The sequence below is a fragment of the Streptomyces sp. NPDC052109 genome (genome assembly GCF_040680195.1).
Lineage (GTDB): Bacteria > Actinomycetota > Actinomycetes > Streptomycetales > Streptomycetaceae > Streptomyces.
This window is the reverse complement of the sequence record NZ_JBFAWF010000004.1, coordinates 209,385-233,028: the sequence shown is the minus strand read 5'-3', so window position 1 is coordinate 233,028 and position 23,644 is coordinate 209,385. Positions and strand designations below refer to the sequence as shown.

At 73.2% G+C, this 23,644-nt stretch carries 25 protein-coding genes and 2 pseudogenes; 14 read left to right on the top strand and 13 right to left on the bottom strand.

Features of this window, described 5'->3' with window-relative positions:
- Nucleotides 1–123: 123 nt before the first annotated feature.
- The gene (locus AB0L59_RS12020) at nt 124–1,461 is read left to right on the top strand and encodes a ferredoxin reductase family protein (RefSeq protein ID WP_365581930.1); all 1,338 of its coding nucleotides are present in this window, start codon (nt 124–126) and stop codon (nt 1,459–1,461) included.
- Nucleotides 1,462–1,536: 75 nt separating this feature from the next.
- On the opposite strand, the gene AB0L59_RS12015 is transcribed toward AB0L59_RS12020, so the two are convergent.
- Nucleotides 1,537–1,701 (bottom strand): hypothetical protein, encoded by a 165-nt coding sequence (locus tag AB0L59_RS12015; protein WP_365581928.1) that lies wholly within the window; start codon nt 1,699–1,701, stop codon nt 1,537–1,539.
- 4 nt (nt 1,702–1,705) lie between these two features.
- Here AB0L59_RS12015 and AB0L59_RS12010 point away from each other — a divergent pair, with 4 nt between their 5' ends.
- The 5 genes from AB0L59_RS12010 to AB0L59_RS11990 all read left to right on the top strand — a co-directional run bounded on the left by AB0L59_RS12010 (nt 1,706) and on the right by AB0L59_RS11990 (nt 5,241).
- Nucleotides 1,706–1,915 (top strand): FMN-binding protein, encoded by a 210-nt coding sequence (locus AB0L59_RS12010; RefSeq protein WP_365581927.1) that lies wholly within the window; start codon nt 1,706–1,708, stop codon nt 1,913–1,915.
- Between the two features lies 1 nt (nt 1,916).
- Nucleotides 1,917–2,636 (top strand): FAD:protein FMN transferase, encoded by a 720-nt coding sequence (locus AB0L59_RS12005; protein WP_365581925.1) that lies wholly within the window; start codon nt 1,917–1,919, stop codon nt 2,634–2,636.
- Nucleotides 2,637–2,762: 126 nt separating this feature from the next.
- Nucleotides 2,763–3,926 (top strand): ABC transporter ATP-binding protein, encoded by a 1,164-nt coding sequence (locus tag AB0L59_RS12000; RefSeq protein WP_365581923.1) that lies wholly within the window; start codon nt 2,763–2,765, stop codon nt 3,924–3,926.
- Entirely contained in the window at nt 3,923–4,576 is a 654-nt protein-coding gene (locus AB0L59_RS11995) for an ABC transporter permease subunit (protein WP_365581921.1), read from the top strand. The genes AB0L59_RS12000 and AB0L59_RS11995 overlap by 4 nt, the downstream gene beginning before the upstream one ends.
- Nucleotides 4,573–5,241 (top strand): ABC transporter permease, encoded by a 669-nt coding sequence (locus AB0L59_RS11990; protein ID WP_365581919.1) that lies wholly within the window; start codon nt 4,573–4,575, stop codon nt 5,239–5,241. The genes AB0L59_RS11995 and AB0L59_RS11990 overlap by 4 nt, the downstream gene beginning before the upstream one ends.
- 9 nt (nt 5,242–5,250) lie before the next feature.
- Here AB0L59_RS11990 and AB0L59_RS11985 read toward each other — a convergent pair whose 3' ends face one another.
- Genes AB0L59_RS11985 through AB0L59_RS11970 form a run of 4 tightly spaced genes read right to left on the bottom strand, consistent with a single transcriptional unit; the run spans nt 5,251 to nt 9,312 of the window.
- Nucleotides 5,251–5,850, bottom strand: a complete 600-nt coding sequence (locus AB0L59_RS11985) for an ATP/GTP-binding protein (RefSeq protein WP_365581918.1) — start codon at nt 5,848–5,850, stop codon at nt 5,251–5,253.
- Nucleotides 5,847–6,257, bottom strand: a complete 411-nt coding sequence (locus AB0L59_RS11980; protein WP_365581916.1) for a DUF742 domain-containing protein — start codon at nt 6,255–6,257, stop codon at nt 5,847–5,849. Before AB0L59_RS11980 ends, AB0L59_RS11985 begins: the two co-directional genes overlap by 4 nt.
- 14 nt (nt 6,258–6,271) lie before the next feature.
- Nucleotides 6,272–6,748, bottom strand: coding sequence for a roadblock/LC7 domain-containing protein (locus AB0L59_RS11975; RefSeq protein ID WP_365581914.1), 477 nt, complete (start codon nt 6,746–6,748; stop codon nt 6,272–6,274).
- Nucleotides 6,745–9,312 (bottom strand): ATP-binding protein, encoded by a 2,568-nt coding sequence (locus AB0L59_RS11970; protein ID WP_365581913.1) that lies wholly within the window; start codon nt 9,310–9,312, stop codon nt 6,745–6,747. Before AB0L59_RS11970 ends, AB0L59_RS11975 begins: the two co-directional genes overlap by 4 nt.
- Before the next feature lie 289 nt (nt 9,313–9,601).
- Here AB0L59_RS11970 and AB0L59_RS11965 point away from each other — a divergent pair, with 289 nt between their 5' ends.
- Complete coding sequence (locus AB0L59_RS11965) at nt 9,602–10,564, top strand: ABC transporter substrate-binding protein (protein ID WP_365581912.1); 963 nt, start codon at nt 9,602–9,604, stop codon at nt 10,562–10,564.
- Between the two features lie 22 nt (nt 10,565–10,586).
- The gene (locus AB0L59_RS11960; RefSeq protein ID WP_365581910.1) at nt 10,587–12,161 is read left to right on the top strand and encodes an aromatic amino acid lyase; all 1,575 of its coding nucleotides are present in this window, start codon (nt 10,587–10,589) and stop codon (nt 12,159–12,161) included.
- Nucleotides 12,162–12,394: 233 nt separating this feature from the next.
- On the opposite strand, the gene AB0L59_RS11955 is transcribed toward AB0L59_RS11960, so the two are convergent.
- From AB0L59_RS11955 to AB0L59_RS11945, 3 genes and pseudogenes are all read right to left on the bottom strand, one after another.
- Entirely contained in the window at nt 12,395–12,679 is a 285-nt protein-coding gene (locus AB0L59_RS11955) for an Lrp/AsnC ligand binding domain-containing protein (protein ID WP_365581909.1), read from the bottom strand.
- Between the two features lie 539 nt (nt 12,680–13,218).
- Nucleotides 13,219–13,287 (bottom strand): annotated as a pseudogene (locus tag AB0L59_RS11950) (hypothetical protein); the annotation flags it as partial.
- Nucleotides 13,288–13,315: 28 nt separating this feature from the next.
- Nucleotides 13,316–13,771, bottom strand: coding sequence for a TerB family tellurite resistance protein (locus tag AB0L59_RS11945; RefSeq protein ID WP_365581907.1), 456 nt, complete (start codon nt 13,769–13,771; stop codon nt 13,316–13,318).
- Between the two features lie 164 nt (nt 13,772–13,935).
- On the opposite strand from AB0L59_RS11945, the gene AB0L59_RS11940 reads away from it, so the two are divergent.
- Together AB0L59_RS11940 and AB0L59_RS11935 are read left to right on the top strand one after the other, a co-directional pair.
- The gene (locus AB0L59_RS11940) at nt 13,936–14,304 is read left to right on the top strand and encodes a metalloregulator ArsR/SmtB family transcription factor (protein WP_365581906.1); all 369 of its coding nucleotides are present in this window, start codon (nt 13,936–13,938) and stop codon (nt 14,302–14,304) included.
- Nucleotides 14,294–14,762: pseudogene (locus AB0L59_RS11935) on the top strand (magnesium-translocating P-type ATPase); the annotation flags it as partial. The gene AB0L59_RS11940 and the pseudogene AB0L59_RS11935, both read left to right, overlap by 11 nt.
- Before the next feature lie 203 nt (nt 14,763–14,965).
- Here the strand turns inward: AB0L59_RS11935 and AB0L59_RS11930 are convergent.
- Together AB0L59_RS11930 and AB0L59_RS11925 are read right to left on the bottom strand one after the other, a co-directional pair.
- On the bottom strand, nt 14,966–15,406 hold the full coding sequence (locus AB0L59_RS11930) for a DUF6114 domain-containing protein (RefSeq protein ID WP_365581904.1): 441 nt from the start codon (nt 15,404–15,406) through the stop codon (nt 14,966–14,968).
- A gap of 5 nt (nt 15,407–15,411) precedes the next feature.
- On the bottom strand, nt 15,412–16,110 hold the full coding sequence (locus AB0L59_RS11925; RefSeq protein ID WP_365581903.1) for a DUF6230 family protein: 699 nt from the start codon (nt 16,108–16,110) through the stop codon (nt 15,412–15,414).
- Nucleotides 16,111–16,742: 632 nt separating this feature from the next.
- Between AB0L59_RS11925 and AB0L59_RS11920 the strand changes: the two genes are divergently transcribed.
- Nucleotides 16,743–17,396: a Tat pathway signal sequence domain protein gene (locus AB0L59_RS11920; protein WP_365581901.1), complete on the top strand. Its 654-nt coding sequence runs from the start codon at nt 16,743–16,745 to the stop codon at nt 17,394–17,396.
- An 18-nt stretch (nt 17,397–17,414) separates the two neighbouring features.
- Here the strand turns inward: AB0L59_RS11920 and AB0L59_RS11915 are convergent, their stop codons facing one another.
- Nucleotides 17,415–18,242, bottom strand: coding sequence for a lytic polysaccharide monooxygenase (locus tag AB0L59_RS11915; RefSeq protein WP_365581900.1), 828 nt, complete (start codon nt 18,240–18,242; stop codon nt 17,415–17,417).
- 430 nt (nt 18,243–18,672) lie between these two features.
- Between AB0L59_RS11915 and AB0L59_RS11910 the strand changes: the two genes are divergently transcribed.
- Together AB0L59_RS11910 and AB0L59_RS11905 are read left to right on the top strand one after the other, a co-directional pair.
- The gene (locus tag AB0L59_RS11910; protein ID WP_365581898.1) at nt 18,673–19,320 is read left to right on the top strand and encodes a ScbR family autoregulator-binding transcription factor; all 648 of its coding nucleotides are present in this window, start codon (nt 18,673–18,675) and stop codon (nt 19,318–19,320) included.
- A 22-nt stretch (nt 19,321–19,342) separates the two neighbouring features.
- Nucleotides 19,343–20,524, top strand: coding sequence for a damage-control phosphatase ARMT1 family protein (locus AB0L59_RS11905; RefSeq protein WP_365581896.1), 1,182 nt, complete (start codon nt 19,343–19,345; stop codon nt 20,522–20,524).
- Here the strand turns inward: AB0L59_RS11905 and AB0L59_RS11900 are convergent.
- Nucleotides 20,517–21,779, bottom strand: a complete 1,263-nt coding sequence (locus tag AB0L59_RS11900) for a cytochrome P450 (RefSeq protein WP_365581894.1) — start codon at nt 21,777–21,779, stop codon at nt 20,517–20,519. The two genes, AB0L59_RS11905 and AB0L59_RS11900, sit on opposite strands and share 8 nt — an antisense overlap.
- The gene (locus AB0L59_RS11895) at nt 21,776–22,594 is read right to left on the bottom strand and encodes an alpha/beta hydrolase (RefSeq protein ID WP_365581893.1); all 819 of its coding nucleotides are present in this window, start codon (nt 22,592–22,594) and stop codon (nt 21,776–21,778) included. The genes AB0L59_RS11900 and AB0L59_RS11895 overlap by 4 nt, the downstream gene beginning before the upstream one ends.
- Between AB0L59_RS11895 and AB0L59_RS11890 the strand changes: the two genes are divergently transcribed.
- A complete protein-coding gene (locus AB0L59_RS11890) occupies nt 22,593–23,618 on the top strand; it encodes an LLM class flavin-dependent oxidoreductase (protein ID WP_365581892.1) in 1,026 nt (341 codons plus the stop codon). The two genes, AB0L59_RS11895 and AB0L59_RS11890, sit on opposite strands and share 2 nt — an antisense overlap.
- The last annotated feature ends 26 nt before the right edge of the window (nt 23,619–23,644 follow it).

Genomic DNA, 23,644 nt, shown 5'->3' with positions numbered 1-23,644 from the left:
CCCGGCCGGGCTGCGAGCCCCCGCCGGCCGTATCGATACTCAAGTGAAAGTCGTCCGACAGGAGACCGACAGCATCCTCGGGCGAAGCTCGTCACCCAGGACCCGATCAAGGAGCTGCCGTCCGTGACGACCCTCCAGTCCCGAACCGTGCCCCCCACGGCGATCCGCCCCCGGGTCGTGGCCCGCACCGGCCTCTACACCCTGCTGGCCGTCAACGCGGCCGTCGTCGCCTGGTTCTTCGCCCAGGCCGGATTCGCCTCGAACACGCTGATCGTGCTGGGCCGCCTCGCCGGCCTGTACGGCGCCCTCCTCATGGCCTTCCAGCTGCTGCTGGTGGCCCGGCTGCCCTGGCTGGACCGCCGCATCGGCATGGACCGGCTGACCGCCTGGCACCGCCGCACCGGCATCGGGGTCGTCTGGACCCTGCTCACCCACGCGGTGTTCATCACCTTCGGTTACGCCCGGGAGTCCTCGATGGCCCCGGTGAACCAGCTGGTGAACCTCGCCGAGACCGTCGAGGGCGTGCTGCGCGCCCTCGTCGCGCTCGCGCTGATCCTCGTGGTCGGCGCCACCTCGGCCCGCTGGGCACGCCGCCGGCTCGCCTACGAGACCTGGCACTTCGTCCACCTCTACACCTACGTCGCCGTGGTCCTCGCCTTCACCCACCAGGTCGCGGTCGGTACGACCTTCACCGCGTCGCCGGCCGCCAGGGCGTACTGGTACACGGTGTGGGGCGCCGCGCTCGGCGCGGTGGTCCTCGGCCGGCTGGTGCTGCCGCTGTGGCGGAACCTGCGGCACCGGCTGCGCGTCGCGGCGGTCGTCGCCGAGTCGGACGACGTCGTCTCCGTCTACGTCACCGGCCGCGACCTGGACCGGCTGCCCGCCCGGGCCGGCCAGTTCTTCCTCTGGCGGTTCCTCACCCGGGACCGCTGGTGGCAGGCCAACCCGTTCTCCCTGTCCGCCGCCCCCGACGGCCGCACCCTGCGTCTCACCGCCAAGGCGGCCGGCGACGGCAGTGCCGCTCTGCGCCGGCTGAAGGTCGGCACCCGCGTCTTCGCCGAGGGCCCCTACGGCGCCTTCACCACGCTGCACCGCACCCGCCCGGAGTCGGTGCTGATCGCCGGCGGCGTCGGCGTCACGCCCATCCGGGCGCTGCTGGAGGACCTGCAGGGCCACGCCGTGGTCATCTACCGGGTGGCCACGGACCGTGACGCCGTCCTCTACGACGAACTGCAGGACCTCGCCCTCGCCAAGGGCGCCGAGCTGCACCTCGTGACCGGGCCGGTAGCCCCCGACAAGCTCGCGCCGCGCGAACTGGCCCGGCTCGTGCCAGACATCGGCGACCGGGACGTCTTCCTGTGCGGGCCGCCCGGAATGATGACCGCCGTGCTGCGCAGCCTGGCCGACCTGGGCGTGCCCAAGCGGCAGATCCACTTCGAGCGCTTCAGCCTCGCGGGCTGAGGAAGGGCTTCCCACCGTGAAGCGAGTCATCCCCGTCTTCGTCCTGACCGTCGCGGGCCTGATCCCGGTGTGGCGCTACCAGCCCTCGATCGGGACCACCGACACCGCCCAGCCGGCGTCGACGCCGACCATCGTGCCGGTGTCCTCCCCTTCGCCCTCGGCGTCGTCCTCCGCACGCCCCTCCACACCGGTCTCGAGGGTCGTCCCGGGCCCCGCGGTGAACACGTCGAAGGGTGTCATCCAGGTGGAGGTGACCCTCCTGGGCGACCGGATCACCTCCGTGCGGATGCTCCAGGCGCCGCACCACCGGCAGACCGCGTTCGCCGTGCCGCAGCTGATCTCGGAGACGCTCGCGGCGCAGAACGCCCGCATCGACGCGGTGTCGGGGGCCACCATCACGAGCGAGGGATACAAGGAGTCCCTCCAGGCCGCGCTCGACGCCAAGGGCACCTGAGGTGCGGCGTGTCGAACACGTCATGGGGTTCCCGGTCTCACTGCGGATCGACGACGAGGGCGACCACGACGCGGCCGCGGACGCCGTCTTCGACTGGCTGCGCCGAGTGGACGCCCGCTTCAGCCCGTTCAAGGCCGACAGCGAGGTGTCCCGGTACGGGCGCGGCGAGGTGGCCGACGGCGAGCTGAGCGCGGACCTGAGGGAGGTCCTCGGCCTGTGCGAGCGGTACCGCGCGGAGACCGGCGGCGCGTTCGACGTCCGGCTGCCCGGCCGGGGGCTCGATCCCTGCGCGGTGGTCAAGGGCTGGTCGGTGCAGCGGGCGGCCGAACTGCTCGCGGCGGCAGGAGCCCGGCGGTTCTGCCTCAACGCCGGCGGTGACGTGGTGGTCTCCGGCGGTCCGTGGCGGGTCGGGCTACGGCATCCGGAACGGGCCGACCGGGTGTGTGCCGTGCTGGCGGTCACCGACGCGGCGGTGGCCACCTCCGGGCGGTACGAGCGCGGCGACCACATCCTCGACGGGCGCACCGGACGCCCCGCGACCGGGCTGCTCAGCCTCACCGTGGTGGCCCCGACCCTGACCGAGGCGGACGCGACCGCCACGGCCGCCTTCGCCCTGGGCGCCGACGGACCGGCCTGGGCCGCCGCCCGCCCCGGCTGCGAGGTGTTCGCGGTCGACGCCGCGCGCAGCGTGCTGCGCACACCCGAGCTGCCCGTGGCCTGACCCGTCGTTCACCCGCCAAAACGCTGAAACACTCGCGGTCTAGACTCTCCCCGCAACGGCCTGCGCACCGACGACCTCGGCCGCAAACGGGCGGGAGTCCGCCAAACCCGAAGGGCATTCGGCGTTTTGATACGGATAGATTCAGTCACGAAGCGGTACCCGGACGGTACGGTCGCGGTCGACCGGCTGTCACTGGAGATACCGGACCGCGCGATCACCGTCCTCGTCGGCCCCTCGGGCTGCGGCAAGACGACGACCCTGCGGATGATCAACCGAATGGTGGAACCCACCGAGGGCAGCATCCTCCTCGACGGCACGGACATCCGGCAGCAGCCCGTCAACACCCTGCGCCGCTCGATGGGTTACGTCATCCAGAACGCCGGGCTCTTCCAGCACCGCACCATCGTCGACAACATCGCCACCGTCCCCCGGCTGCTCGGCTGGACCAAGCACAAGGCCCGTGCCCGGGCCGCGGAGCTGATGGAGCGGGTGGGGCTCGACGCCTCGCTCGCGAAGCGGTACCCGTACCAGCTCTCCGGCGGCCAGCAGCAGCGCGTCGGTGTGGCCCGGGCGCTCGCCGCCGACCCGCCGGTGCTGCTGATGGACGAGCCGTTCTCCGCCGTCGACCCCGTGGTGCGCAAGGGACTCCAGGACGAACTGCTGCGGATCCAGGCCGAGTTGGGCAAGACCATCGTCTTCGTCACGCACGACATCGACGAGGCGATCAAGCTCGGCACCATGGTCGCCGTGCTGCGCACCGGCGGCCGACTCGCCCAGTTCGCCCCGCCCGCCGAACTGCTCAGCGCGCCCGCCGACTCCTTCGTGGAGGACTTCCTCGGCGCCGACCGCGGCATCCGCCGGCTGTCCTTCTTCCCGTCCGCCGGCCTGGAGCTGCAGACCGCGCCGATCGTGGGCATCGACGCCGACTCCGCCCAGCTCGCCTCCCGTTCCGACGCACCCTACCTCCTCGTCACCGACCTGGACGGCCGCCCGCTCGGCTGGAGTGAGCCGGACCGGCTCACCGCCGGCACCATCGACGAGGACCGACTCCTCGACCACGGGCGGCCGTTCGTGCCCGGCACCGACTCGCTGCGCACCGCGCTCGACGGGGCGGTGCTCTCGCCGACCGGGTGGGCCGTCGCGGTGGACGGCGAGGGACGCGCCGTCGGCGTCGTCTCCCAGCAGGTCATCGGCGAGGCCATCCGGGCCGCCCACAGCCGCGTCGCGGACGGCGCCGACGCCGCGCCCGGCCGCGCCGCGGACGGCACCGACGTCGAGGCCGTGCGATGAACGGCTTCTTCGACCTCCCGAGCGACCTCCAGCACAGCTACCTCGGGCTCGTCGGCCTGCACGTGCGCGAGGGCCTGCTGCCGGTGCTGGCCGCGCTGCTCGTCGCGCTGCCCGTGGCGCAGCTCTGCGTCCGCTTCCGCTGGGTCTACCCGCCCGTCCTCGGCATCACCACCGTGCTCTACTCCATCCCCTCGCTGGCCTTCTTCGTCGTCCTCATCGACTACTTCGGGCAGAGCGAGACGACCGTGATGATCCCGCTCGCCGTCTACAGCCTGGTGGTGCTGGTCCCGGGCATCGTGGACGGCGTCCGTTCGGTGCCGCAGGAGACCCTGGCCGCCGCGCAGGCCATGGGCCTCGGCCCCGTACGCCGCTATCTCCAGGTCCAGTTGCCCATCGCCGCCCCCGCGATCATCGCGGGCCTGCGGGTCGCGGTCGTCTCCAGCTTCTCCCTGGTCAGCGTCGGCATGCTCATCGGCAACCAGGGCGCGCTCGGCAACATGCTCAACGACGCCACCACCTACCACCGGCCCGCCCTCGCCGTGAACTCGGTCGTCACGACAGCGGCGTTGGGCATCCTCGCCGACGCCCTGCTCGTCCTTCTCCGCCGCCTGCTCACCCCCTGGATGCCGAGGAAGGGTGCCACCCGGTGAACGTCCTGAACTTCGCGCACGCCTTCTTCAGCGACAGCGCCCACTGGCACGGCTACGACGGCATCCCCACCCGGCTCGCCGAGCACGTCAAGTACTCCCTGGAAGCCCTGTCGTTCGCCGCGTTGATCGGACTGCCCGTCGGCCTGGTCACCGGCCACTACGGCCGCGGCGGCAACGCGCTGGCCCTGATCGCCACGGCAGGCCGGGCCCTGCCCAGCTTCGGCCTCCTGGTCCTGATGTTCATCTGGATCGGGTTCGGCCTGCTGCCGGTGATGATCCCGCTGGTCGTGCTCGCCGTGCCGCCGATCCTGGTCACCACCTACGAGGCGATCCGGTCCGTCGACCCCTCGCCCGTGGACGCCGCCCGCGGCATGGGCATGGCCGAGGCGCGGGTGCTGTTCCAGGTGGAGGTGCCGGTCGCGCTCCCGCTGATCCTCAGCGGCCTGCGCACGGCGGCCATCCAGATCGTCTCCACCGCCACCATCGCCGCCTACGTCAGTCTCGGCGGCCTCGGCCGGTACATCATCGACGGGCTCTACCAGAGGAACTACGAGAAGGTCGTCGGCGGTGCCACCCTGGTCGCCGGACTGGCCCTCGCCACCCTCGTGGTCTTCTGGGCGGCCTCCCGCATCACGGTCTCGCCGGGCGTACGCCGCAGCGGCTGACGACAGGGCCTAGTGCTCGGTGCGGGCCAGCGCCAGTTCGAGAACGACGAGCAGCGCGTCCCGCACCGAGCCCCGCTCCCGGGCGTCGAAGACCACGACCGGCACCCCGTCGGAGACGTCCAGCGCCCAGCGGACCTCCTCCAGGGTGTGCTCCACCCTGCCGTCGAAGGCGTTGATCGCGACGGCGAACGGGATGTCCCGGTGCTCGAAGTAGTCGACGGCCGCATAGCAGTCGTCCAGCCGCCGGGTGTCGACGACGACCAGCCCGCCGACCGCGCCTTCCACGATGTCGTCCCACATGAACCCGAACCGCTCCTGCCCGGGGGTGCCGAACAGGTACAGCTTCAGCGTCGGGTCGACGGTGATGCAGCCGAAGTCCATCGCCACGGTCGTCGTGGTCTTGCGCGGGGTGTGCGTGAGGTCGTCCACCCCCGCCGCGACCTCGGTGATCGACGCCTCCGTGGTCAGCGGCTCGATCTCCGAGATCGCGCCGACGGCGGTGGTCTTGCCCACGCCGAAGCCGCCCGCGATCACCATCTTCACCGGCAGCGGCGGCCGTACGACGGGGGGCTCGGCCGTGCCCCCGAGGAGCGGTTCGGTCGGTGTCACTCGGTGTTCCTCGGTATTCCTCGGGAGTCGGGGACGGCCCTGAGGCCGTCGATGAGCCTGCGCAGGACGGACGCGTCGTGGGTGGCTTCGGCGTCGGGCACGTACACCGCCAACTGCCCCGCCTCGCGCAGGTCCTCGGCCAGCACGCGGACCACGTTCAGATGCAGCCGCAGCCGGGCCGCGAGTTCCGCGAGGGACTGCGGCAGCCGGCAGGCGGCGACGATGTCGTGCCGCTCGAAGGAGAGCCGGCAGAGCGCGCCGAGGCCGTCGGCGGTGGCCACCACCTGGGTCTCCAGGGGCATCGCCCGGCCCGTGCCCGCGTCCGCGACCCGGCCGGCGGTGACCAGGAACGGCCGTACGGCGGGGGCGGGGCCGACCGGATCCGGGGCCGGGACGCCGTCCGCCATGGTGGACCCCGCTCTCAGCGCGCCGAGCCGGCGCCGACGGAGTTCTTCAGCTCCAGCACCAGCTGGGGGCTGAGCGCGGCGCCGGCCCGGTTGGCGAACAGAGTCATCTCGTAGGCGATGTTGCCCAGCTTCGCCTCCTTGTCGGCGACGACGCCGAGCACCGCGCCGCTGCCGATCGCGGAGACGATGACATGGCCGTCCTCCAGATCGATGATGACCTTGTTGAGGCCGCCCAGGCCGTAGTTGCCGGAGGCGCCCGAGGCCAGGCTGGTGATGCCCGAGACGATCGCCGCGAGCCGCTCGGAGTCGGCGTGCTCGCGCACCTGCGACACCGCGATCAGCAGCCCGTCGGAGGACACGGCGATGGCGTCCACGACGCCCGCGGTCTCGGTCGCGAAGCGGTTCAGCAGCCAGGTGAAGTCGGCCGCGGCCGCCTGCAGGTCGGTCGGCGCGGTGCCGCCCGTCGGGCTGTCACCTGTCGACGTGCTCACTGCTCGGCTCCTTCCGGAAGGTGGTTCTGGTCTTGCCTTGGGTGGGGTGGGTCTGCGGGGCGGGCGAAGCTCCCGGTGGCGCTGTCGCGTCGGGCCCGGGCCACGGCCGCCTCGAACTCCTCCAGCGCGCTGCGCTCGGCCTCCGCGTCCCGGGCACGCGCGTCCAGCGGCACGGTCTGCCCCTTGCCGACCGTCGTATGCAGGGTGGCCCCGCGAACCCGGCGCCGCAGCGGACGGGAGGAGCCCGGCGTCTGCGCGGCGTCCGGGAGGGGGCCGGTGTCCGGTGCGGAGGAGTGCGCCTCGGGCGTGGCGCGCCGGGCCCCGGGCTCCGGTTCGCGGCGGGGCACGCGCCGGGGGAGTGGGCCGGGCGGCTCAGCGGTGCGGGATTCCGCCGGGGCGGCTCCCGCCGTTGGGACGGTGCCGCCCGCCGCATCGGACGCGTCCGGGACGGACGTGGTGGTCGCGGACCGCGGTGCGGCGGAGGGCGCCGGCACCGGGCGGGCGCGTGCCGCGGCGCTCCGCCCCGGCACGCTCTCCGCCGGAGTCGGTCCCGACGCCGTCCCCGTCTGCGCGGGCGTCACCGTGACCGGCGTACCGGACACGGGGCTCATCGTCAGCAGGAGGGAGGCGGGCAGGGTGACCTCCGCCGTCACACCGCCGCCGGGTGTACGGGTCAACTCGACCCCGATCGCCCAGCGGCGGGCCAGCGCGCCCACCACGAACAGGCCGAGCACCCTCGTCGGTGCCAGGTCCAGGCGCTCGCGGCGGATCAGCCGGGCGTTCTCCTCGGCGAGCCGCTCGGCGCTCATGCCGAGGCCGTGGTCGGTGACGACGATGTGCGCGCCCTCGGCACCGGAGCGGACGGTCACCTCCACCGGGCTGCCCTCGGGCGAGAACGACACCGCGTTCTCCAGGAGTTCGGCCGTCATCAGGGTGAGATCGCCGATGATGTCGGGCTCGACCATCGCGTCCGAGGCGGCGTACAGCCGTACCCGCCGGTAGCCCTCGATCTGCCCGAGGGCGGCGCGGACCACGTTGTTCAGCGCCGTCGGTCCCGCGTCCAGCACGGTCTCGCGGAGGCCGGCCAGCAGCATCAGACTGTCGGCGTTGCGGCGCAGTCGTACGGCGATGTGGTCGATGGAGTACAGCCGCTCCAGCAGCGCCGGATCCGTCTCGCCGCGCTCCACGGCGTCGATCAGGGCAAGTTGACGTGTCGTCAGGTTGCTGACGCGGCGGCCCACGTTGCCGAACATCTCCGCGGTGTTGCGCCGGCTGAGCACCTGCCGCTCCAGCAGCGCGCCCGCGGTCGTCTGCACCCGGTTGAACGCCTCGGCCAGGTCGCCGATCTCGTCGCGCGCGGTGACCGGCATGTCCCGCAGGCGGGGCGGCCCGTCGTCCTCGGCGTCGTCGTCGGCCACCCGGGCCAGCTCCCGTCCCGCCACCTCGGCGACCTCCCGCGCGGCCCCGGTGAGCGCCTGCACGGGCCTGATCACCGAACGCCGTACCAGCACCGCGAAGGCGATCCACAGCGCGAACGCGGCCAGCGCGCCGCTGAGCAGCAGTCCGGCCCGCCGGCGGGCGGAGGCCGCGGCGTCGTCGGCGCGGCCGGCGATCTGGCCGATCAGCCCGGTGGTGATCCGCAGTCGGGCGGCGGCCTGTTCGGGATAGTCCGGATAGTCGCTCAGCGCGTCCCGGACCGCCTGCTGGATCTCGGCCTGGGTGTCCGCCTGCAGCCGGCCGGAGTCGACCTGCAGCTCGGCGTAGGCGTCGTCGATCCGGCGCTGCGCCGCGGTGTGCTCGATGCCGCCGAGCCGCTCGGCCTGCGCATCGGAGGCGAACCGGCCGAAGCGGTCCGCCTGGTGGGTGTACTGGTCGTGGGCGCCGACCGCGTTGGTGAACTCGATGAAGGCGTTGGTGTCGCCCGTCGCCGCGGCGAACACGTTGGTCTCGAAGGCTCCGTGGGCGGCGTCCGCGCGCAGCAGCGAGTCCAGCAGGTCGCCGGTGAAGGTGGCGGCCAGGTCCGCGTCGCGGTCCAGCCCCAGACCGTCGATCAGCCGCTGCGCGGCGCCCGCGTAGGCGGGGTCGATGTTGTCGGCGGGCAGATACGACTGCTCCACCGTGGTGCGCAGGCTGGACAGGCCCGCCACCTCGCGCAGCGCCTGCGCCTCGCCGTCCGGCAGCCGGTCGCCGAAGGCCGCGCGCACCGTGGCCATCTGGGAGTCGACCGCCTGCTGCGCCGCGCGGTAGGCAGTCACCGAGGGCCTGGCGGTTCGGGACTCGTAGCGGGTGGAGAGCAGGATGGCCTGCTGGTGTTCTGCCTCCACCCGGTCCACCAGCCGCGCCACCTGCGCGCTGTCCCGCACCAGCCGGGCCGCCGAGGCGGCGCTGCCCGACTCCTGCACCAGGTCGGTGAACAGGTACGACAGCAGGAGGGCGATGACCGCCAGCGGGATGCCGACCAGCAGGTTGAGCTTGCGCCGGAAGGGCCAGCGGTCGGCGACATCCCGTACCCTGCGTCGTACGGGGGCGTGCGGGACGGGTGCGTCCACCTGGTCCGTGGACACCGGGCCTCCTTCGTGGGTGTCTTGCCGGGGGGACGTCGTCACCCCCGGACCTGGAGGCCTCGTCGCCTCCGGAATACCTGCGACACGACACCGAAGCGGGCCCCGTGCACCGCTGTGGCGATATCAACTGCCCCGAGACTACGTGCTCTTGGCGGCCTGGTCGGGGCGGCTTTCATCAAGAATCTGTTACGAAGAGACCGCTCTGTGCCCACAAGTGACCGCAGATCGAGGCCAATCGGTGATCTGTGGCCCTTGACTCACCGAGAACCGGCTGGATTGGATCGGCTGCGTGACTTCCACCAACCGCATCAGCAGGTCCATCCGGAGGAACCGAGGCGCGGCGGTGGTCGCCCTCGCGGCGGCGACGGCTCTGCTGGCGGGCTGTTCCTCCAAGGACGACAAGTCCGGCGGCAACCCGCTGACGGACGACAAGGCGAGCGGCGACACCGTCGTCGTCGGGTCCAACAACTTCCCCGAGAGCACCCTGCTCGCCGACATCTACGGCGAGGCCCTCAAGGCCAAGGGAATCAAGGTCACGTACAAGCCGAACATCGGCAGCCGCGAGACCACCTACGGGCTGATCAAGAACGGCTCCATCTCGGTGCTGCCCGAGTACAACGGCGCGCTGCTGGCCTACCTCGACCCGAAGGCCGCGCCCGATACGGCCGACGCCACCACCGCGGCCATCGAGGCCAAGCTGGACTCCAAGCTGACCCTGCTCAAGCCCTCGCCGGCCGAGGACAAGGACTCGGTCACGGTCAACGCGGCCACGGCGAAGAAGTACGGCCTCACCGGGAAGTCGTCCATCGCGGACCTGAAGAACATCGCGAAGGACCTGGTCATCGGCGCCTCGCCGGAGTTCCAGACCCGGCAGCAGGGTCTGGTGGGCCTGAAGTCCGTCTACGGCCTTCAGTTCAAGTCCTTCAAGGCGCTGGACGCGGGCGGCCCGCTCACCCAGGCGGCGCTGAAGAAGAACGCCGTGCAGGTGGCGGACCTCTTCACCACGGATCCGTCCATCGCCAAGGAGAAGCACGTCGTCCTGCAGGACCCGAAGAACCTCTTCGGCTTCGAGAACGTGCAGCCGCTCGTCTACAAGAGCGCCCTGCCGCAGAAGGGCGTCGACGCGCTCGACGCGGTCTCGGCCAAGCTCGACACGGCGACCCTGCTGGACCTGGACACCCAGGTGCAGGCCCAGAACAAGGACCCGCTGGACGTCGCCCAGGCCTGGCTGAAGTCCGCGGGCCTCGCCTGACGCCCGGCCCTTCCGTACGACCGTGGACGTGCCGACGCGGGTGCCCCCTCAGGCCGGGAGCACCCGCGTCGTGCTCGACGGCACCGGCCTCGGTCTGTCCGGTCTGATCCGGCTCGCCGACGGCACCGCCGACCCCGTCGTCGACCCCGCTGCGCTGGACCGCGTCCGCCGGGCCCGGGAGACGGCCGACCGGCTCGCCGCGACCGGCCGCTGGTACGGCCGCGGCACCGGCGTCGGCGCCCACCGCTCCGTCCCCGTCGACGCCGCCGACGAGACCGCCCACGGGCTACGGCTCCTGCGCAGCCACGCGGGCGGCGCCGGCGCGCTGCTCCCGGCCCGCCCGGTCCGCGCCATGCTCGCCGTCCGCGCCAACCAGCTCCTCGCCGGGGGCTCCGGCATCCACCCCTCCTTCGTCACCGCCCTCACCGACGCCCTCCGCCTCGGCGTCCACCCGGCCGTCAACGAGTACGGCGCCGTGGGCACCGGCGACCTGACGGCCCTGGCCCAGACGGGCCTGACCCTGCTGGGGGAACGCCCCTGGCTGACGGCGCGAGGGTGTTCCCGTACGTGCGGCTGCGCCGCGTGGGCGCGAGCGACCACGGACCCGCGCTCGGCGGAGGACAGCCACCCCCACGGCGGAATGCCACACCACGACCTGCCCGAACCCACAACCCTCCGCCCAGGGGACGCCCTGGCCCTGCTCAGCAGCAACGCGCTGGCCCTCGCCCAGGCCGCGCTCGCCGCGCACGAGACCGGACTGCTGCTGCGAGCCACGCACGCCGTCGCCGCACTGTCCCTCGCCGCCGTCTCCGGCTCGCCGGAGGCCTACGCGGCACCGGTGCACGCCCTGCGGCCGTACCCCGGACCGGCCCGCGCCGCCGCCGAGGTACGGCGGCTGCTCGGCATGCCCGACCACCCTTCCGGCCCCGGCCGGCGCATCCAGGACCCCTACGGCTTCCGCGCGTTCCCACAGGTGCACGGGGCCGCCCTGGAGGCCTCGGACGCCCTGTGCCGGATCGTCGAGGCCGAGATCAACTGCCCCTCGGAGAACCCCCTGCTGACCCCTGACGGCCGCCTCTACCACCACGGCGGCTTCTTCGCCGCGCATCTGGCGCTGGCCCTGGACGGTCTCAACCTGGCCCTGCTGAAGACCGCACAGCTCTCCGCCGCCCGGCTGACCGCGCTGAGCCGCACCGACCTCACCGGTCTGCCCGCGTTCCTCGCCACCGGCCCCGACGGCAGCTCCGGCGCGATGATCCTGGAGTACACCGCCAACTCCGCCCTCTCCGACCTGCGGTCCAGCGCCGCCGCACCCGCCTTTGCGGGCCACGTCGTCCTCTCCGACGGCCTGGAGGAGGCCGCGGCCTTCGCCGGCCAGGCGGCCCGCCAGACGCAGCGGGCCACCGCCGCCTACACGACGACCCTGGCCTGCGAACTCGTCGCTGCCGTACGGGCGTTGCGGCTTCACCCGGCGCCGCCCGCAGTCCCCGCTCTCACCCTCGCGGCCGCCGCCCTCCCCACACCCACGGAGGACCGCCCGCTGTCCGGAGACATCACCGCGGCGGCCGAACTGCTCCCACGGCTCGCGGAGTTGTAACCCGCACGGCACCCTGCCGACCGCCCTGCACGTGGCGGGCAGAGGGCCGGGCGCGCACAGGGCGCCTGCTGGGTGGCGGTGGGGCTGCCGGGCGTGGCGTGGGTGGCGAGTGTGCGGGCCGGTACGGAAGAAGGCGAAGGCACCGCGGCTCCCCGAGGGCCGCGGGGCTGTATCCACATGCGGCTCCTCCCCGTGGGCGCGACCGGCCGTGGCCCGGCTGGTCGCGCACCGTCTCAACCGCCCCTGCGCGTGGGCGCCGCACGGCCGCGCCGCACCTGCGCGATCCCCCTCAGCGCCGGACTCGCCGCCTTGAGCGTGCGCAGCACCGGGCTCGTCTCCAGTGCGTCGACCTCCCGAAGCGCCCCGAGCCGCTGCGTGAGACAGCGGTGCAGGCCGGCCGGATCGCGGCACAGTGCCTGCGCGACCAGATCGGTGCGTCCGGTGGTCGCGGCGACGAAGGCCGGCTCGTCATGGGCGGCCGGCGCGAGCGCGACCCGCTCCAGGTCCGCCGGGCGCACCGACAGCCACAGCAGGGCCCGGGTACGGACGCCGAAGAGCCCGCCCGTCCCGTTCCAGCGCGGGCCGGCAACCCGGCGTCCTGCGCGCCCGGTTGCCGTACCCCCTCGGCGCTCCGCCGGTACTCCAGGGCCGCCTGCCGCTCCGCGTCCAGTGCCTGTGCGCTGCGCCGCCAGTTGGGGGGCCGCCCAGGTAGGTGTGCAGCAGACAGTGCGCGGAGACGACGGTGACGCCGCCGGTACGCGGGACGTCGCGCAGCAGTAGGGAGCTGGCGGAGCCGTCCTCGGCCGGGGCGTGGATCACCGCCGTGACCTCCGTGCCCCCGGAGGTGAGCTTGACCCAGGACGTGTCCGGCCGCCGTACGAGTGCCGCGGCGACGTCCTGCGCCGACCGTGCCGTCGCCGTCAGCCGGACCAGCCACTGCGCGTGGCCCGCCCCGGTGCGGATCGGCCAGGCCCACCACGCGCAGCCCGGCCTCCGTGCGCAGCCGGCGGTAGCGGCGGGCCACGGTCCGCGCCGAGACGCCGAGCCCCTCGGCGATCCTGCTGAACGACGCCCGGACGTCCAGGTGCAGGGCGGGGATGAGGGCACGGTCGAGGTCGTCGAGCATGCCCCCGTCCTCGCGCGGCCCGGCAGGCTCAGAGGTCGAACTCGTGCGGCGGCAGGTCCAGCGCGTAGCACGCCTCCCGCACCACGGCCTGTTCCGTCTTGTCGAAGTCGCCGTCCGCACCGCCGATCACAACGCCGATCTGGATGACGGCCCGCGCCTCGGCCGGCTTCTTCTTCGCCTTGCCGACCTCCTGCAGCACGCTCACCTTGCCGAAGGCGAAGTCGGTCGTCAGCTTGTTCAGGTTCTCCTCGAAGCGGCGCCTGAGGTCGTCCGCCGGGAAGTTCTGCAACACCTCGTTCGTCGCGATGAGCTGGGCCACCCGCTGCCGCTCCGACGGGTCGACCGTCCCGTCCGCGGCGGCCACGAGCGCACACATCGCCATGCTCGCGTCCCGGAACGCGCCGCTCTTGAGGTCGTTCTTCTTCGCCACCAACTGGGTCTGCATCTGCGACGCCGACTCCTTGACGCGGTCCCACAGGGCCATGCGCACTCCTCGTATCACTCGTATCAACGGCCGGGTGCTCCGGCGCACCGGCAGCGACTTCTACAGCACCGTAGAAACTCGTGGGACCGCCGGGAAGTTCCTGAGATCTAGACTGATTCCCCGGTACGCGGACGCGGCACGGGGCGACACGGAGGAAGGCGACAGTGGCGACAGCGCCCGGCACCGGCCATCAGGACCCCTCCGCCGAGGTGCTCACCGAGGCGGCCGCCGCCTTCGGACTGCTCGCCTCGCCCGCCCGGCTGCACATCGTGTGGACGCTGATCCAGGGGGAGAGCGACGTCACCGGGCTCGCCGAGCGGGTCGGCGGCGCGCTGCCCGCCGTCAGCCAGCACCTGACCAAGCTGAAACTCGCCGGGCTCGTCCGCTCCCGCCGCGAGGGCCGCCGCCAGGTGTACTACGTGGACGGCGCCGGCCAGGCCGCCGTCGTCGACGTCGTACGTCTCCTCGTCGGCCGGCTCGCCGAACGGGACGCGGCCACCCAGGCCCCGGCCCGCCGCCGCCATGGCCTCTGAGTCCCCGACAGGCCGGGGGACCGGGCCCGCGACCGCGACGTCCCGGCAGGTGCCGCCGCGCCTGGACACCGGCCCGCGCGGACGCACCGACGCCGTGGGCCGCCGCGCGGCTCGCCGCACACGGCGAGAACACCCCGCCCCGCCCGCACACCCCCTCCGTGCCCCGGCGCTGTCCGCGGGGGCTGCGCGACCCGTTCGCCGCCTCCTGGGGTACCGCCACGGTGATCCTCGCGCTGGTCGCCGTCAGCTGTGTACTGTGCGCACTGGTCACCGGCACGGCCGGCGTGCTGCGCCGCACCGACGACACCGCACACCACGCGCCCACGAGGTCCCGGTGTCCGACCTGGTCCCCGGCGACGTGGTCCGGCTCGGCCCCGGCGACCTCGTCCCCGCCGACGTACGAAGGCTTCGCGCCCACGCTGACGGTGTGCGAGGCCGCGCTCACCGGCGAGTCCGCGCTTCGGAGCGGCCGGGGTTCTGCTCGGGCATGCGGTGTTGCGCCGGGACTGTGTCGGGCAACTGGGGGAGGGCTGCGCGGTGGCTGGAGTTGTGCTCCGGCCCGCTGCCCGAACGGGCGGGGGCGTGCCCGGGCAAGTGGTGGAGGCCGACTCGAGCCCGTCCCGTCCGGCGGAGGCCGCGCCGGCGGTACGGCGCCTCGCTCTCAGACGGCCGTGCCCTCCGCCCCCTCCGCCACCGCCCTCGCCGGCCTCCGGCGCTTGCGGCGGCCGACCCGCGGCTCCTGGTCGGGAAGCCAGCCGAAGGTGAGGCAGCTGCCGGTGATGCCGAGGAGGAGACCGACGAAGAAGCCACCCAGGTTCGAGGTCACCCAGGTGCCCAGGGTGATCAGGACGGCGGTGATGGAGTAGAAGAGCCGCTGGGCGGGGTTGAACAGGATCAGCAGGCCCAGCAGCGCCATCAGCGTCGGCAGCAGATAGCCCGCCAGCCCCTGCATGCCGACGTGCATCACGACCTTCATCGAAGCCTTCTCGGTGAGCAGGATCTCACCCCCGGCCAGGGTGAGCAGCAGCCCGCCCCAGAACGGCCGGCGGCCCCGCCACCCGCGGAAGGCGGCCCGCGCTCCCTGGCGTGGACGGTCCGTCACCGCGATCAGCAACCCGAGTCGCTGAAGCGGAGCTTGAGGCCCGGCAGCTTGAACACACCTGCCGTGGTCGCGTAGTTGGTCTGCCGGAGATTGCCGATGTGCACGGTGTCGGCCTGCTGGCTGAAGACGCCGATCGGACCCTTCACGCCCGCCTTGGTCAGCGTGCTGGCGTCGTTGCCGATCTCGATGTTGTCGAACGCCGCGTCGCCGGACAGCTCGGTGGAGTCGGTCGTGAGGTCGCTCGCGGTCACCTTGTCGGAACCGCTTCCCGCGGTGATCAGCAGGTTGGTGCCGCCGAGGTCGACGCTCTGGCACAACTTGGTGAGTGTGGCGTTCTTGATCGCGGAGGTGATGACGAGCTCCTGCCCGCCGGTGTCCCCGGCGTTCGGGCTGCCGTCCGCCATGGTGTCGAGACCGCCGAACTGCTCGAAACCGGTTCCGTTCAGTTCCGTCGCGGTGACCGTGAACGGCATGCCGGAGATCGCGAACTGCACACCCAGCGCCCCCTGAGCGGTGAACACCGCGAGACCGGCGACGACGAGGGTGGCGGGTACCGCCATCACCGCGGCCCGGCGGGCCCGGACGCGACCGCGTCTCCGGCCGCCGCCGGCGGTAGCGGCAGCCTGCGGCGCTTCGGACGGAGAACCGTTCTCCGGGTTCTCGGGGGTGTTGCCGACGGACGAGACGTCCGGGGACGAGGCCATGTCTGCTCCCATGGGCATGGATCAACGCGGTCGGGCTTCCGTGGCGCGGTGTCCTGGCGCGGACAGCGACCGCCGCGCACGCCTCCTCGAACTCCCGGCGGAGCAAGGGCTTTCTCGTTACGCGGCAGTAGCCTGCGAGGAAGTTACCGCCGGTTACTTTGGGGGGTCAAGGGAGATGTGAAAAAAGGGTGTCGGATGTGCGCGATGTGCGACCGCGTGCCACAACTCCCCTTGCACTGCTTGACGTTGACGGTTGATCAGGTCTACAACTTCCCCTGTTTCACGGATCCGTGGCGCCGGATCCGCCGAGCGGTACCGGAAGCGTTTCCCGGCCTTTCACGACGACCGCTCACCTCAGCTCGCGGAAACCGCTCACATCAGTGCGGCCGCGCACGGCCCTTCCCCCCCGGACCGTGCCCGACCGCTTCCTGCCGGCCCGGCCGAGGGCCTTCTCCCCCCGTAGGACTTCGGCCGGTGCCCGCATCGCCGCCGGCGCCGGTCCGTCGCGTACGGAGAAGGCGCCACGGCCCGGCGTCGGCGGCACCGCGCAGCTCCACCGCGCCACGCCTCACGGCATCGACTGTCACCCTCACCCCACCTCGTCCGGACCCCACCAGGAAAGAGGCACCCGCATGCGTACCCGATCCCTCCTCGCCCTCGCCGGCACCGCCACCGCCCTCGCCCTCGCCGTGGCCGCCCCCGCCTCCGCCGACGGCAGCGCCGTCCTCACCACCGGCAGCGCGGGCGGCACCGCCGCGGCGACCGGCGACACCCTCGTCGCCCCGCTGGCCCCCGGCACCTCCGCCACGCTCTACTCCAGCGCGACCGGCACCAGCGGCGTCAGCTGCACGTCCTCCCAGTTCACCGCCACGGTCACCGGCAACCCGTCGGCCCCCGGTACGGCCACCGAGTCCGTCACCGGGCACAGCTTCGACGCCTCCTCCTGCACCAGCAACGTCATCGGTGTCACCGGCGTCAGCAGCATCACCGTCGACAACCTGCCCTACACGGCGACGGTCGCCTCCGACGGCACCCTCACCGTCTCCCCGGCCGGCGGTTCGAGCGTCCAGACCACGGTCAAGCTGAAGACGCTGCTGGGCTCCATCACCTGCGTCTACCAGGCGGCCTCCCTGACCGGGAAGGCGGACAACTCCGACAGCAGCATCACCTTCACCAACCAGCAGTTCACGAAGGTCTCGGGTTCGTCGCTGTGTTTCGCGAGCGGTTACTTCACCGCCAAGTACGCGCCCGTGACGGACGGCGGCGCCCGCGTCTACGTCAACTGACCTGCCGGACGGATCGGTTCAACGCCGCCGTAGCCGTACGGCCAGGGCGGCGCCCCCGGTGAGCACCAGCACCGCGGCGGCGCCGCCCGTCAGCATGTGCGCCGAGGGCCCGCTGCCCTGGCCGACGCGCTCGCCCGCAGCGGGAGCCGGGACCGCCGTCGCGCCCTGTGCGGCCTTCGCCGCCCCTGCCCCCGCGTCCTGTCCCTTCTCCGGGAAGACCACGTCGGAGCACGAGTAATAGGTGTCCGGAGTGCTGCTGTTCTGCCAGATCGTATAGAGGACCTGACGCCCCGTACGGTCCGCCGGCAGCGTCGCGCGTAGGTGATACGCCCCGTCCCGCAGCGGCGGATCGGTGACCCGGGCGAAGGGGCGCCCGGGCAGGTCGGACCACGTGAGCGGTTTCGACGGGTCGTAACCGGGCTTGGTCAGGTAGAGCCTGAAGGTGCCCGTGTGCGCGATCGTCGAGGCGTACGTCATCGTCAGCCTGCCGCCGGGTGCCAGCCGCGTCGCCGGCCAGTCCCGCCGGGCCAGGTCCAGACCGCGGTACGCGGGCAGGTTCCCGCTGCACAGCCTGCCGTCGGGAATCAGCCGCCGGTCGCGGCCGTTCACCCCCGCCACGCGCAGGTCGTCCCAGGCGGTGAACGGAGCGCCGTTCGCCGCGACGGCCGCCCGGCAGGCCGCCGAGCGGGTGGCGTCGCCGCCCTCGGGCGAGCAGGCGTAGACCCGGCTCACCGGGGCCGTGGGGGCTCCGTGCGCCTGTGCGGGCCCCGCCGCCCACGTCACGAGCAGGAGCGGGGCCGCGGCGGCGGCCGCCGCGGCGCTCAGGCGGGCGGTCGTCCGGGTCATCCGGGGCATCTCCTCGGCGGGCACGGGAACGGGGTCTGCGGCGTCCAGTACGGCGGCGGTGTGCGGCGTGTTCAAGGGACCGGCGCATCGGCGAGCCGGGGGCGTGAAAGCACCGACCGGTTGGGATGTTTCGCGCCTGCTCCGTGACACCGTTGAGGAGCCGGGCGTCGGCCTCGTATCGTGGCGATCATGGGTTTGGCGCCCGCCGCCCCGCGGCTGCCGAGGGCAGTCGGGCAAGGAAGGGGGAACCGCTCTGGTCTCGTCCGTGCAGGACCGTCGAGGGGGCGTCCGAGGCCGGATCCGCAGGTGACAGGCGTCGTTGGGTCGGCCCTGCCCCGGACTCCCGCTGTCGCCAGGTGAGTTATCGTGTGCGCGGGGTCAAAAACAAACCGCATGTCCCGTTCGTTCGAGTCGCGAGGAGGGGTCAAGGATGGCGAGGCAGTTACGCGCCGAGCAGACCCGGGCAACGATCATCACGGCCGCCGCCGATCTGTTCGACCGGCACGGCTACGAGTCCACCAGCCTGAGCGACATCGTCGCACACGCGAAGGTCACCAAGGGCGCGCTGTACTTCCACTTCGCCGCCAAGGAGGACCTCGCCCACGCCATCCTCGAACTCAACGCCAGGGCCGGCCGGCAGCTCGTCGCGGAGGTCGAGAGCCGCGGCTACTCCTCGCTGGAGGCTCTGATGCGCACCACGTTCGGCGCCGCCAGGCTCGCCGTGGAGGACCCCGTACCGCGCGCCGCCCTGCGCCTGGCCACCGCGGACATAGCCGTACGGCCACCGCTCAGGCACCCGTTCACCGAGTGGCTGGAGTTCGCGACCCGGAAGTTCAACGCGGCCGTCAGGGAGGCCGACGTGCACGGCGATCTCGACGTCGGCATCGTCGCGCACTCCTTGGTCTCCTTCTTCGTCGGCACCCGGGTCGCCGGCCGCTCGCTCGAACCCGTGGGACGGCTTCCGCGCCGGGTCGCCGAGATGTGGCACCTCCTCGTCCGGGGCCTGGTCCCGGTGCACCGCCGCCCTCGCTATGTCACGCTCGCCACGCAGCTGGAGCGGGAGATCAGAACCGCCTGACGCGCGCGATACCGTGACGGACATGCCCGACACCCCGTTCGCACCCGTGATCCTCGGCAACGAACCCGGCTCGTTCCCGCACGGCGTGCTGGCCGACCGGCATCCCGCGATCATCAGGCAGGTACGGGACGCCTTCCCGTACGGCCCCAGGCAGCACCGGGCGCTGGACGAGCTGCTGAAGAGCTGCACCGAAGGGACGGTCGACCCGCTGCCCGCCGACGCCCCGGACCGGGACCGGTGGCAGGAGTGGGGCCTGGCGGAGCACGCCGGGCGCTCCTGGTACGACGTGCCGTGGCTGTGGTCCGAGAGCTACTTCTACCGCCGGCTGCTCGAGTCCGTCGGCTGGTTCGGCCCCGGCGCCTGGCGGGGCATCGACCCCTTCCGCCCGTTCAAACGCGCCGAACTCGACGCGCCGGAGACGGACGAGGAACTCGCCGCGCTGAACGCCCTGCCCGACCTGCCGGAGCAGGAACGGGCGCGTGCCCTGCTGCACGGCTCGCTGTGGGGCAACCGTGCCGACCTCGGCTTCCGGCTCTCCGCCGAGGGCGCCGAGGCCAAGGACCCGGCCCCCGCGCTGGTCGCCGACGACAGCGAGGCCCTGTGGTCGCTGCTGCCGCCCGGCGGCACGGCCGCGCTCGTCCCGGTCGCCGACAACGCGGGCCGCGAACTGGTCCCGGATCTGCTGCTGATCGCCCACCTCCTCGCCGAGGGCCGTGCCGCGCGGGCGGTGCTGCACGTCAAGCCGTACCCGTACTACGTCTCCGACGCCACGACCGCCGACGTCGTCGACGCGCTGCACCGGTTGCGCGCCGTGTCCGGCGCGGCCGCCGAGTACGCGCGCGTGCTCTGGTCGGCCATGGCCGACGGCCGCCTCACCGTGCGCGCCCACCCCTTCTCCTGCGCGCCACTGCCCTATGCGGCGATGCCGGACGACCTGCGCGCCGAGTTCGCCGCGGCCACGCTGACCGTCTTCAAGGGCGACCTCAACTACCGGCGTCTGGTGGGCGACCGGCTGTGGCCGCCGACGACCCCCTTCCGGGAGACGACCGCGTACTTCCCCGGCCCGGTCGCCGCGCTGCGCACCCTGAAGTCGGACGTGATCACCGGCCTGTCCCCGGCGACCGAGGCCCGGCTGGTGGCGGCCGAGGGCCGCCGCTGGCGCACCGGAGGCACCCACGCGCTGATCCAGGCCGACCTCAAGTGATCCGCAACGGCAGTGACTTGATGCCGTTGATGAAGTTCGACACGAGCCGCCCGGCCGGTGCCGCCGGACACACCTCGGGGAGTACGCGCAGCACCTCCTCGTGGAGCAGCCGCAGTTGCAGCCGGGCGAAGTGGGCGCCCAGACACACGTGCGGGCCGTCGCCGAAGGACACGTGCGGGTTGGGGGAGCGGGCGAGGTCGAGCCGGGCTGGATCGGAGAAGACCCGCTCGTCCCGGTTGGCCGAGGCGTGGAAGACCACGACCTTGTCACCCGCCCGGATCCGCTGCCCGGCCAGCTCGGTGTCCCGTGCGGCGGTCCGCCGGAAGGTCAGCACGGGCGGATGCCAGCGCAGCAACTCATCGACGGCCGTGGGAAGTTCCGCCTTCCCGGCGCGCAGCGCAGCGTAGCCCTCCGGGTGTTCCGCCAGTGCCAGCAGCCCGCCGGGGGCCGCGCTGCGTACGGTGTCGTTGCCGGCGACGGTGAGCAGGAAGAAGAACATCTCCAGCTCCGCCTCGGCGAGTTCTGCCTCGCTCGCGAGCGTGGTCATGACGTCGTCGGCCGGGTACCGCCGCTTGTGCGCGGCCAGCTGGCGCGCGTAGGCGAACATGTCCTCCAGCATCGCCGGGGATCGCGGATCGACGGGCTCGCCCCCCTCGTCCAGCACCGCGGGACCGGCCTCGTCCGGGTCCTGGTAGCCGATGACCCGCTGCGTCCAGTGCAGCAGCAGCCGCCGGTCGGTCTCCGGGACGCCCAGCAGATCCGCCAGGTTGAGCAGGGCGTACTCGTCGGTCACGGACGCCACCAGATCGACGGTGCCGTCCCCTTCCCGCGCCTCCCGGAGCGCTCCGGCGAGGAGCGTGCGCGCCCGCTCCCGGGCGACGGCGGCGAACCGGTCGACCCGGCCCGGCGTGAAAGCACGGCTCACCAGCCGGCGCAACCGCCCGTGCCGCGGCGGGTCCTGATTGAGCATCATGCCGCGGATGAACGGCAGGTCCTCGGGGTCCGGATCGCGGATCTGGGTCGCGCCGAGGTGGGAGGAGTACGTCGTGGCGTCCTTCAGCACCCGGACGACGTCCGCGTGCCGGGTCACCGCCCAGAACCCCGGCCCGGCCGGCCAGCCCAGCACCTCCGGCTCCTCCTGCCAGGCGACCGGACGGTGGTCGCGCAGTACACGGTAGTCGTCGTACGGCACCCCGACGGCGTACCGGCGCGGGTCGAACACGTCGGGCACCGGCGGCCCGTCGGGCACGCTCACGCCGGCTCGCTCTCGTCGGCCGGGGCCGGCTCGGCCGCCGTCCCCCCGGTGTCCGCCCGCAGGAAGTCCTCGACGACGCGGATCAGTTCCAGCGGGCACTCGTCCATGGCGTAGTGACCGGCGAACGGCAGGGCCACGAGTTCGGCACGCGGGTACCAGGACATCCACGTCCGCCGCATGACCTCCGGCGAGAGGGCCGGGTCGAGCCCGCCGGCCACGGCCAGGGCCGGCACCTCGCTGCCGACGACGTCGGTGTGGAAGTCGTCGCCCGCCCAGGAGTCCAGCCAGGACCGGAACGCCCTGGCGTCGCTGCGCTCCAGCGAACGCGCGACCATGCGGTCCAGCCAGGCGGCGGGACGCCGGCCCCCGGTGGTGAAGTCGATGATCGCCCGCCGGTACTCGGGCCGGTGCGCGGCGTCCGTGAACAGCGCGCCCTGCTCGCCTGCCAGTGGCACCCCGGAGGCCGGCACCGGTGAGACGCCGACCATCCGGCGCAGCCGGTCCGGGGCGGCGGCCGCCACCCGCTGCGCCACGGCGCCGCCCATGGAGTGCCCGATCACCGAGAACCGGTGCCACCCCAGCCGGTCGGCCAGCTCCAGCAGGTCGGTGGCCGCCTCGGCCGTCGTGTACGAGCCCGACGCGTCCCGGGCGTCGCCGTAGCCGCGCAGGTCGACCAGCGCGTAGCTGAACGTGGTGCGGTCGAGATCCGGCAGGACGGCCGCGTAGGCGGAGCGGTCGGCGAACCAGCCGTGCACGGCGAACACCTTGTGGGCGCCGTCGCCGTGCACCTCGTGGGGAAGCACGAAGGAGGTCATGCGCCTACCGTGGCCCGGCCGCGCGGGCACGGCAAGGGCGCGGTCGGGGCGTACCGGCGGGCCGGGCGACGTCGCCCCGCACAGGCTTGCTGTCCGCACCGGCGGCGACGCCATGCGCATCGGAGTGGCACCGCACCGGCTGTGGCCCCGGTCGGACGGCGAGACCGATGACGTCGCCGAGCCCGCCCGCACGGCCGAGGAACCGTGCTTCGGCCACATCATCGCGAGCGGCCACCTGCCCGCCGGGGACGCCGGGGTGCCGCCGCATCCGCTGGTCCTGCTGTCCGCGGCGGCCGGAGCCACCCGGCGGATCCGGCTGGTCGCCGGTGTCCTGGTGCTGCCGCGGTACGACCCGGTGGTCCTCGCCCACGGACCGGCACCCTGGACCGGCTCTCCCGAGGCCGCTTCGTCCTCGGCTCGGCACCGGCTGGGACCCGGCGCAGTTCGCGGCGGTCGGCGCCCCCTTCAGCGGACGGGGCCGCCACGGCGACGGACAGCTCGCGTCCGTACGGCGGTTGTGGCGGGACGAGGACCCCGCGAGGCGGCTCGGCGTACTGCCGCGCTCCCCGGGCGGCCCGCCCGTGCGGATCGACGGCCACAGCGCCGCGGCCCTGCGCCGCACCCTCCGTCACGCGACGCCTGGCACGGAGCGGGAAATCGACGCCGGGCAACTCGGGGTGATACGCGCCCGGTTGACGCATCCGGTTGCGGAAACGGGCGGGCACGGTACCGACGGGACCGGGCCGGTGCGATCGCACCGGCCCGGGGCACGGGAACGGAGCCGGGCCGGGCCGGTCGGACCGGTCGGGACCCGGCGGCGATCCCGCCCACCGCCGGGGCTTTTCTGCCGCCACGGGGCCTGTCCCGCGCCGTCGATCTGCCCGGGCGCCCTCAGGGCGGCACGCGCGCGAACGCGCAGAGCGCGCGGGACGAGCCGGGGCGGCCGGCCGAGGCCGGGTTGCCGGCCGTCTCGCGGTGGCCGCCGAAGTTCCGCGTTCCGGGGGCGGTTCACGCGATGGTGTGATCATGTCCGGCGCGGCGGATGGGCGT

Bases quoted from the DNA above. Each gene is read 5' to 3' on its own strand.
- AB0L59_RS11925 (WP_365581903.1), bottom strand. From the start codon at position 16,110: ATGGCCTCGTCCCCGGACGTCTCGTCCGTCGGCAACACCCCCGAGAAC.
- AB0L59_RS11910 (WP_365581898.1), top strand. From the start codon at position 18,673: ATGGCGAGGCAGTTACGCGCCGAGCAGACCCGGGCAACGATCATCACG.
- AB0L59_RS11980 (WP_365581916.1), bottom strand. From the start codon at position 6,257: ATGGCGGACGGCGTCCCGGCCCCGGATCCGGTCGGCCCCGCCCCCGCC.
- AB0L59_RS11915 (WP_365581900.1), bottom strand. From the start codon at position 18,242: ATGACCCGGACGACCGCCCGCCTGAGCGCCGCGGCGGCCGCCGCCGCG.
- AB0L59_RS11890 (WP_365581892.1), top strand. From the start codon at position 22,593: ATGCGCCTACCGTGGCCCGGCCGCGCGGGCACGGCAAGGGCGCGGTCG.
- AB0L59_RS11905 (WP_365581896.1), top strand. From the start codon at position 19,343: ATGCCCGACACCCCGTTCGCACCCGTGATCCTCGGCAACGAACCCGGC.
- AB0L59_RS11895 (WP_365581893.1), bottom strand. From the start codon at position 22,594: ATGACCTCCTTCGTGCTTCCCCACGAGGTGCACGGCGACGGCGCCCAC.
- AB0L59_RS12015 (WP_365581928.1), bottom strand. From the start codon at position 1,701: ATGACACCCTTCGACGTGTTCACCGCGGGGCCCGGGACGACCCTCGAG.
- AB0L59_RS11920 (WP_365581901.1), top strand. From the start codon at position 16,743: ATGCGTACCCGATCCCTCCTCGCCCTCGCCGGCACCGCCACCGCCCTC.
- AB0L59_RS11945 (WP_365581907.1), bottom strand. From the start codon at position 13,771: ATGGCCCTGTGGGACCGCGTCAAGGAGTCGGCGTCGCAGATGCAGACC.
- AB0L59_RS11995 (WP_365581921.1), top strand. From the start codon at position 3,923: ATGAACGGCTTCTTCGACCTCCCGAGCGACCTCCAGCACAGCTACCTC.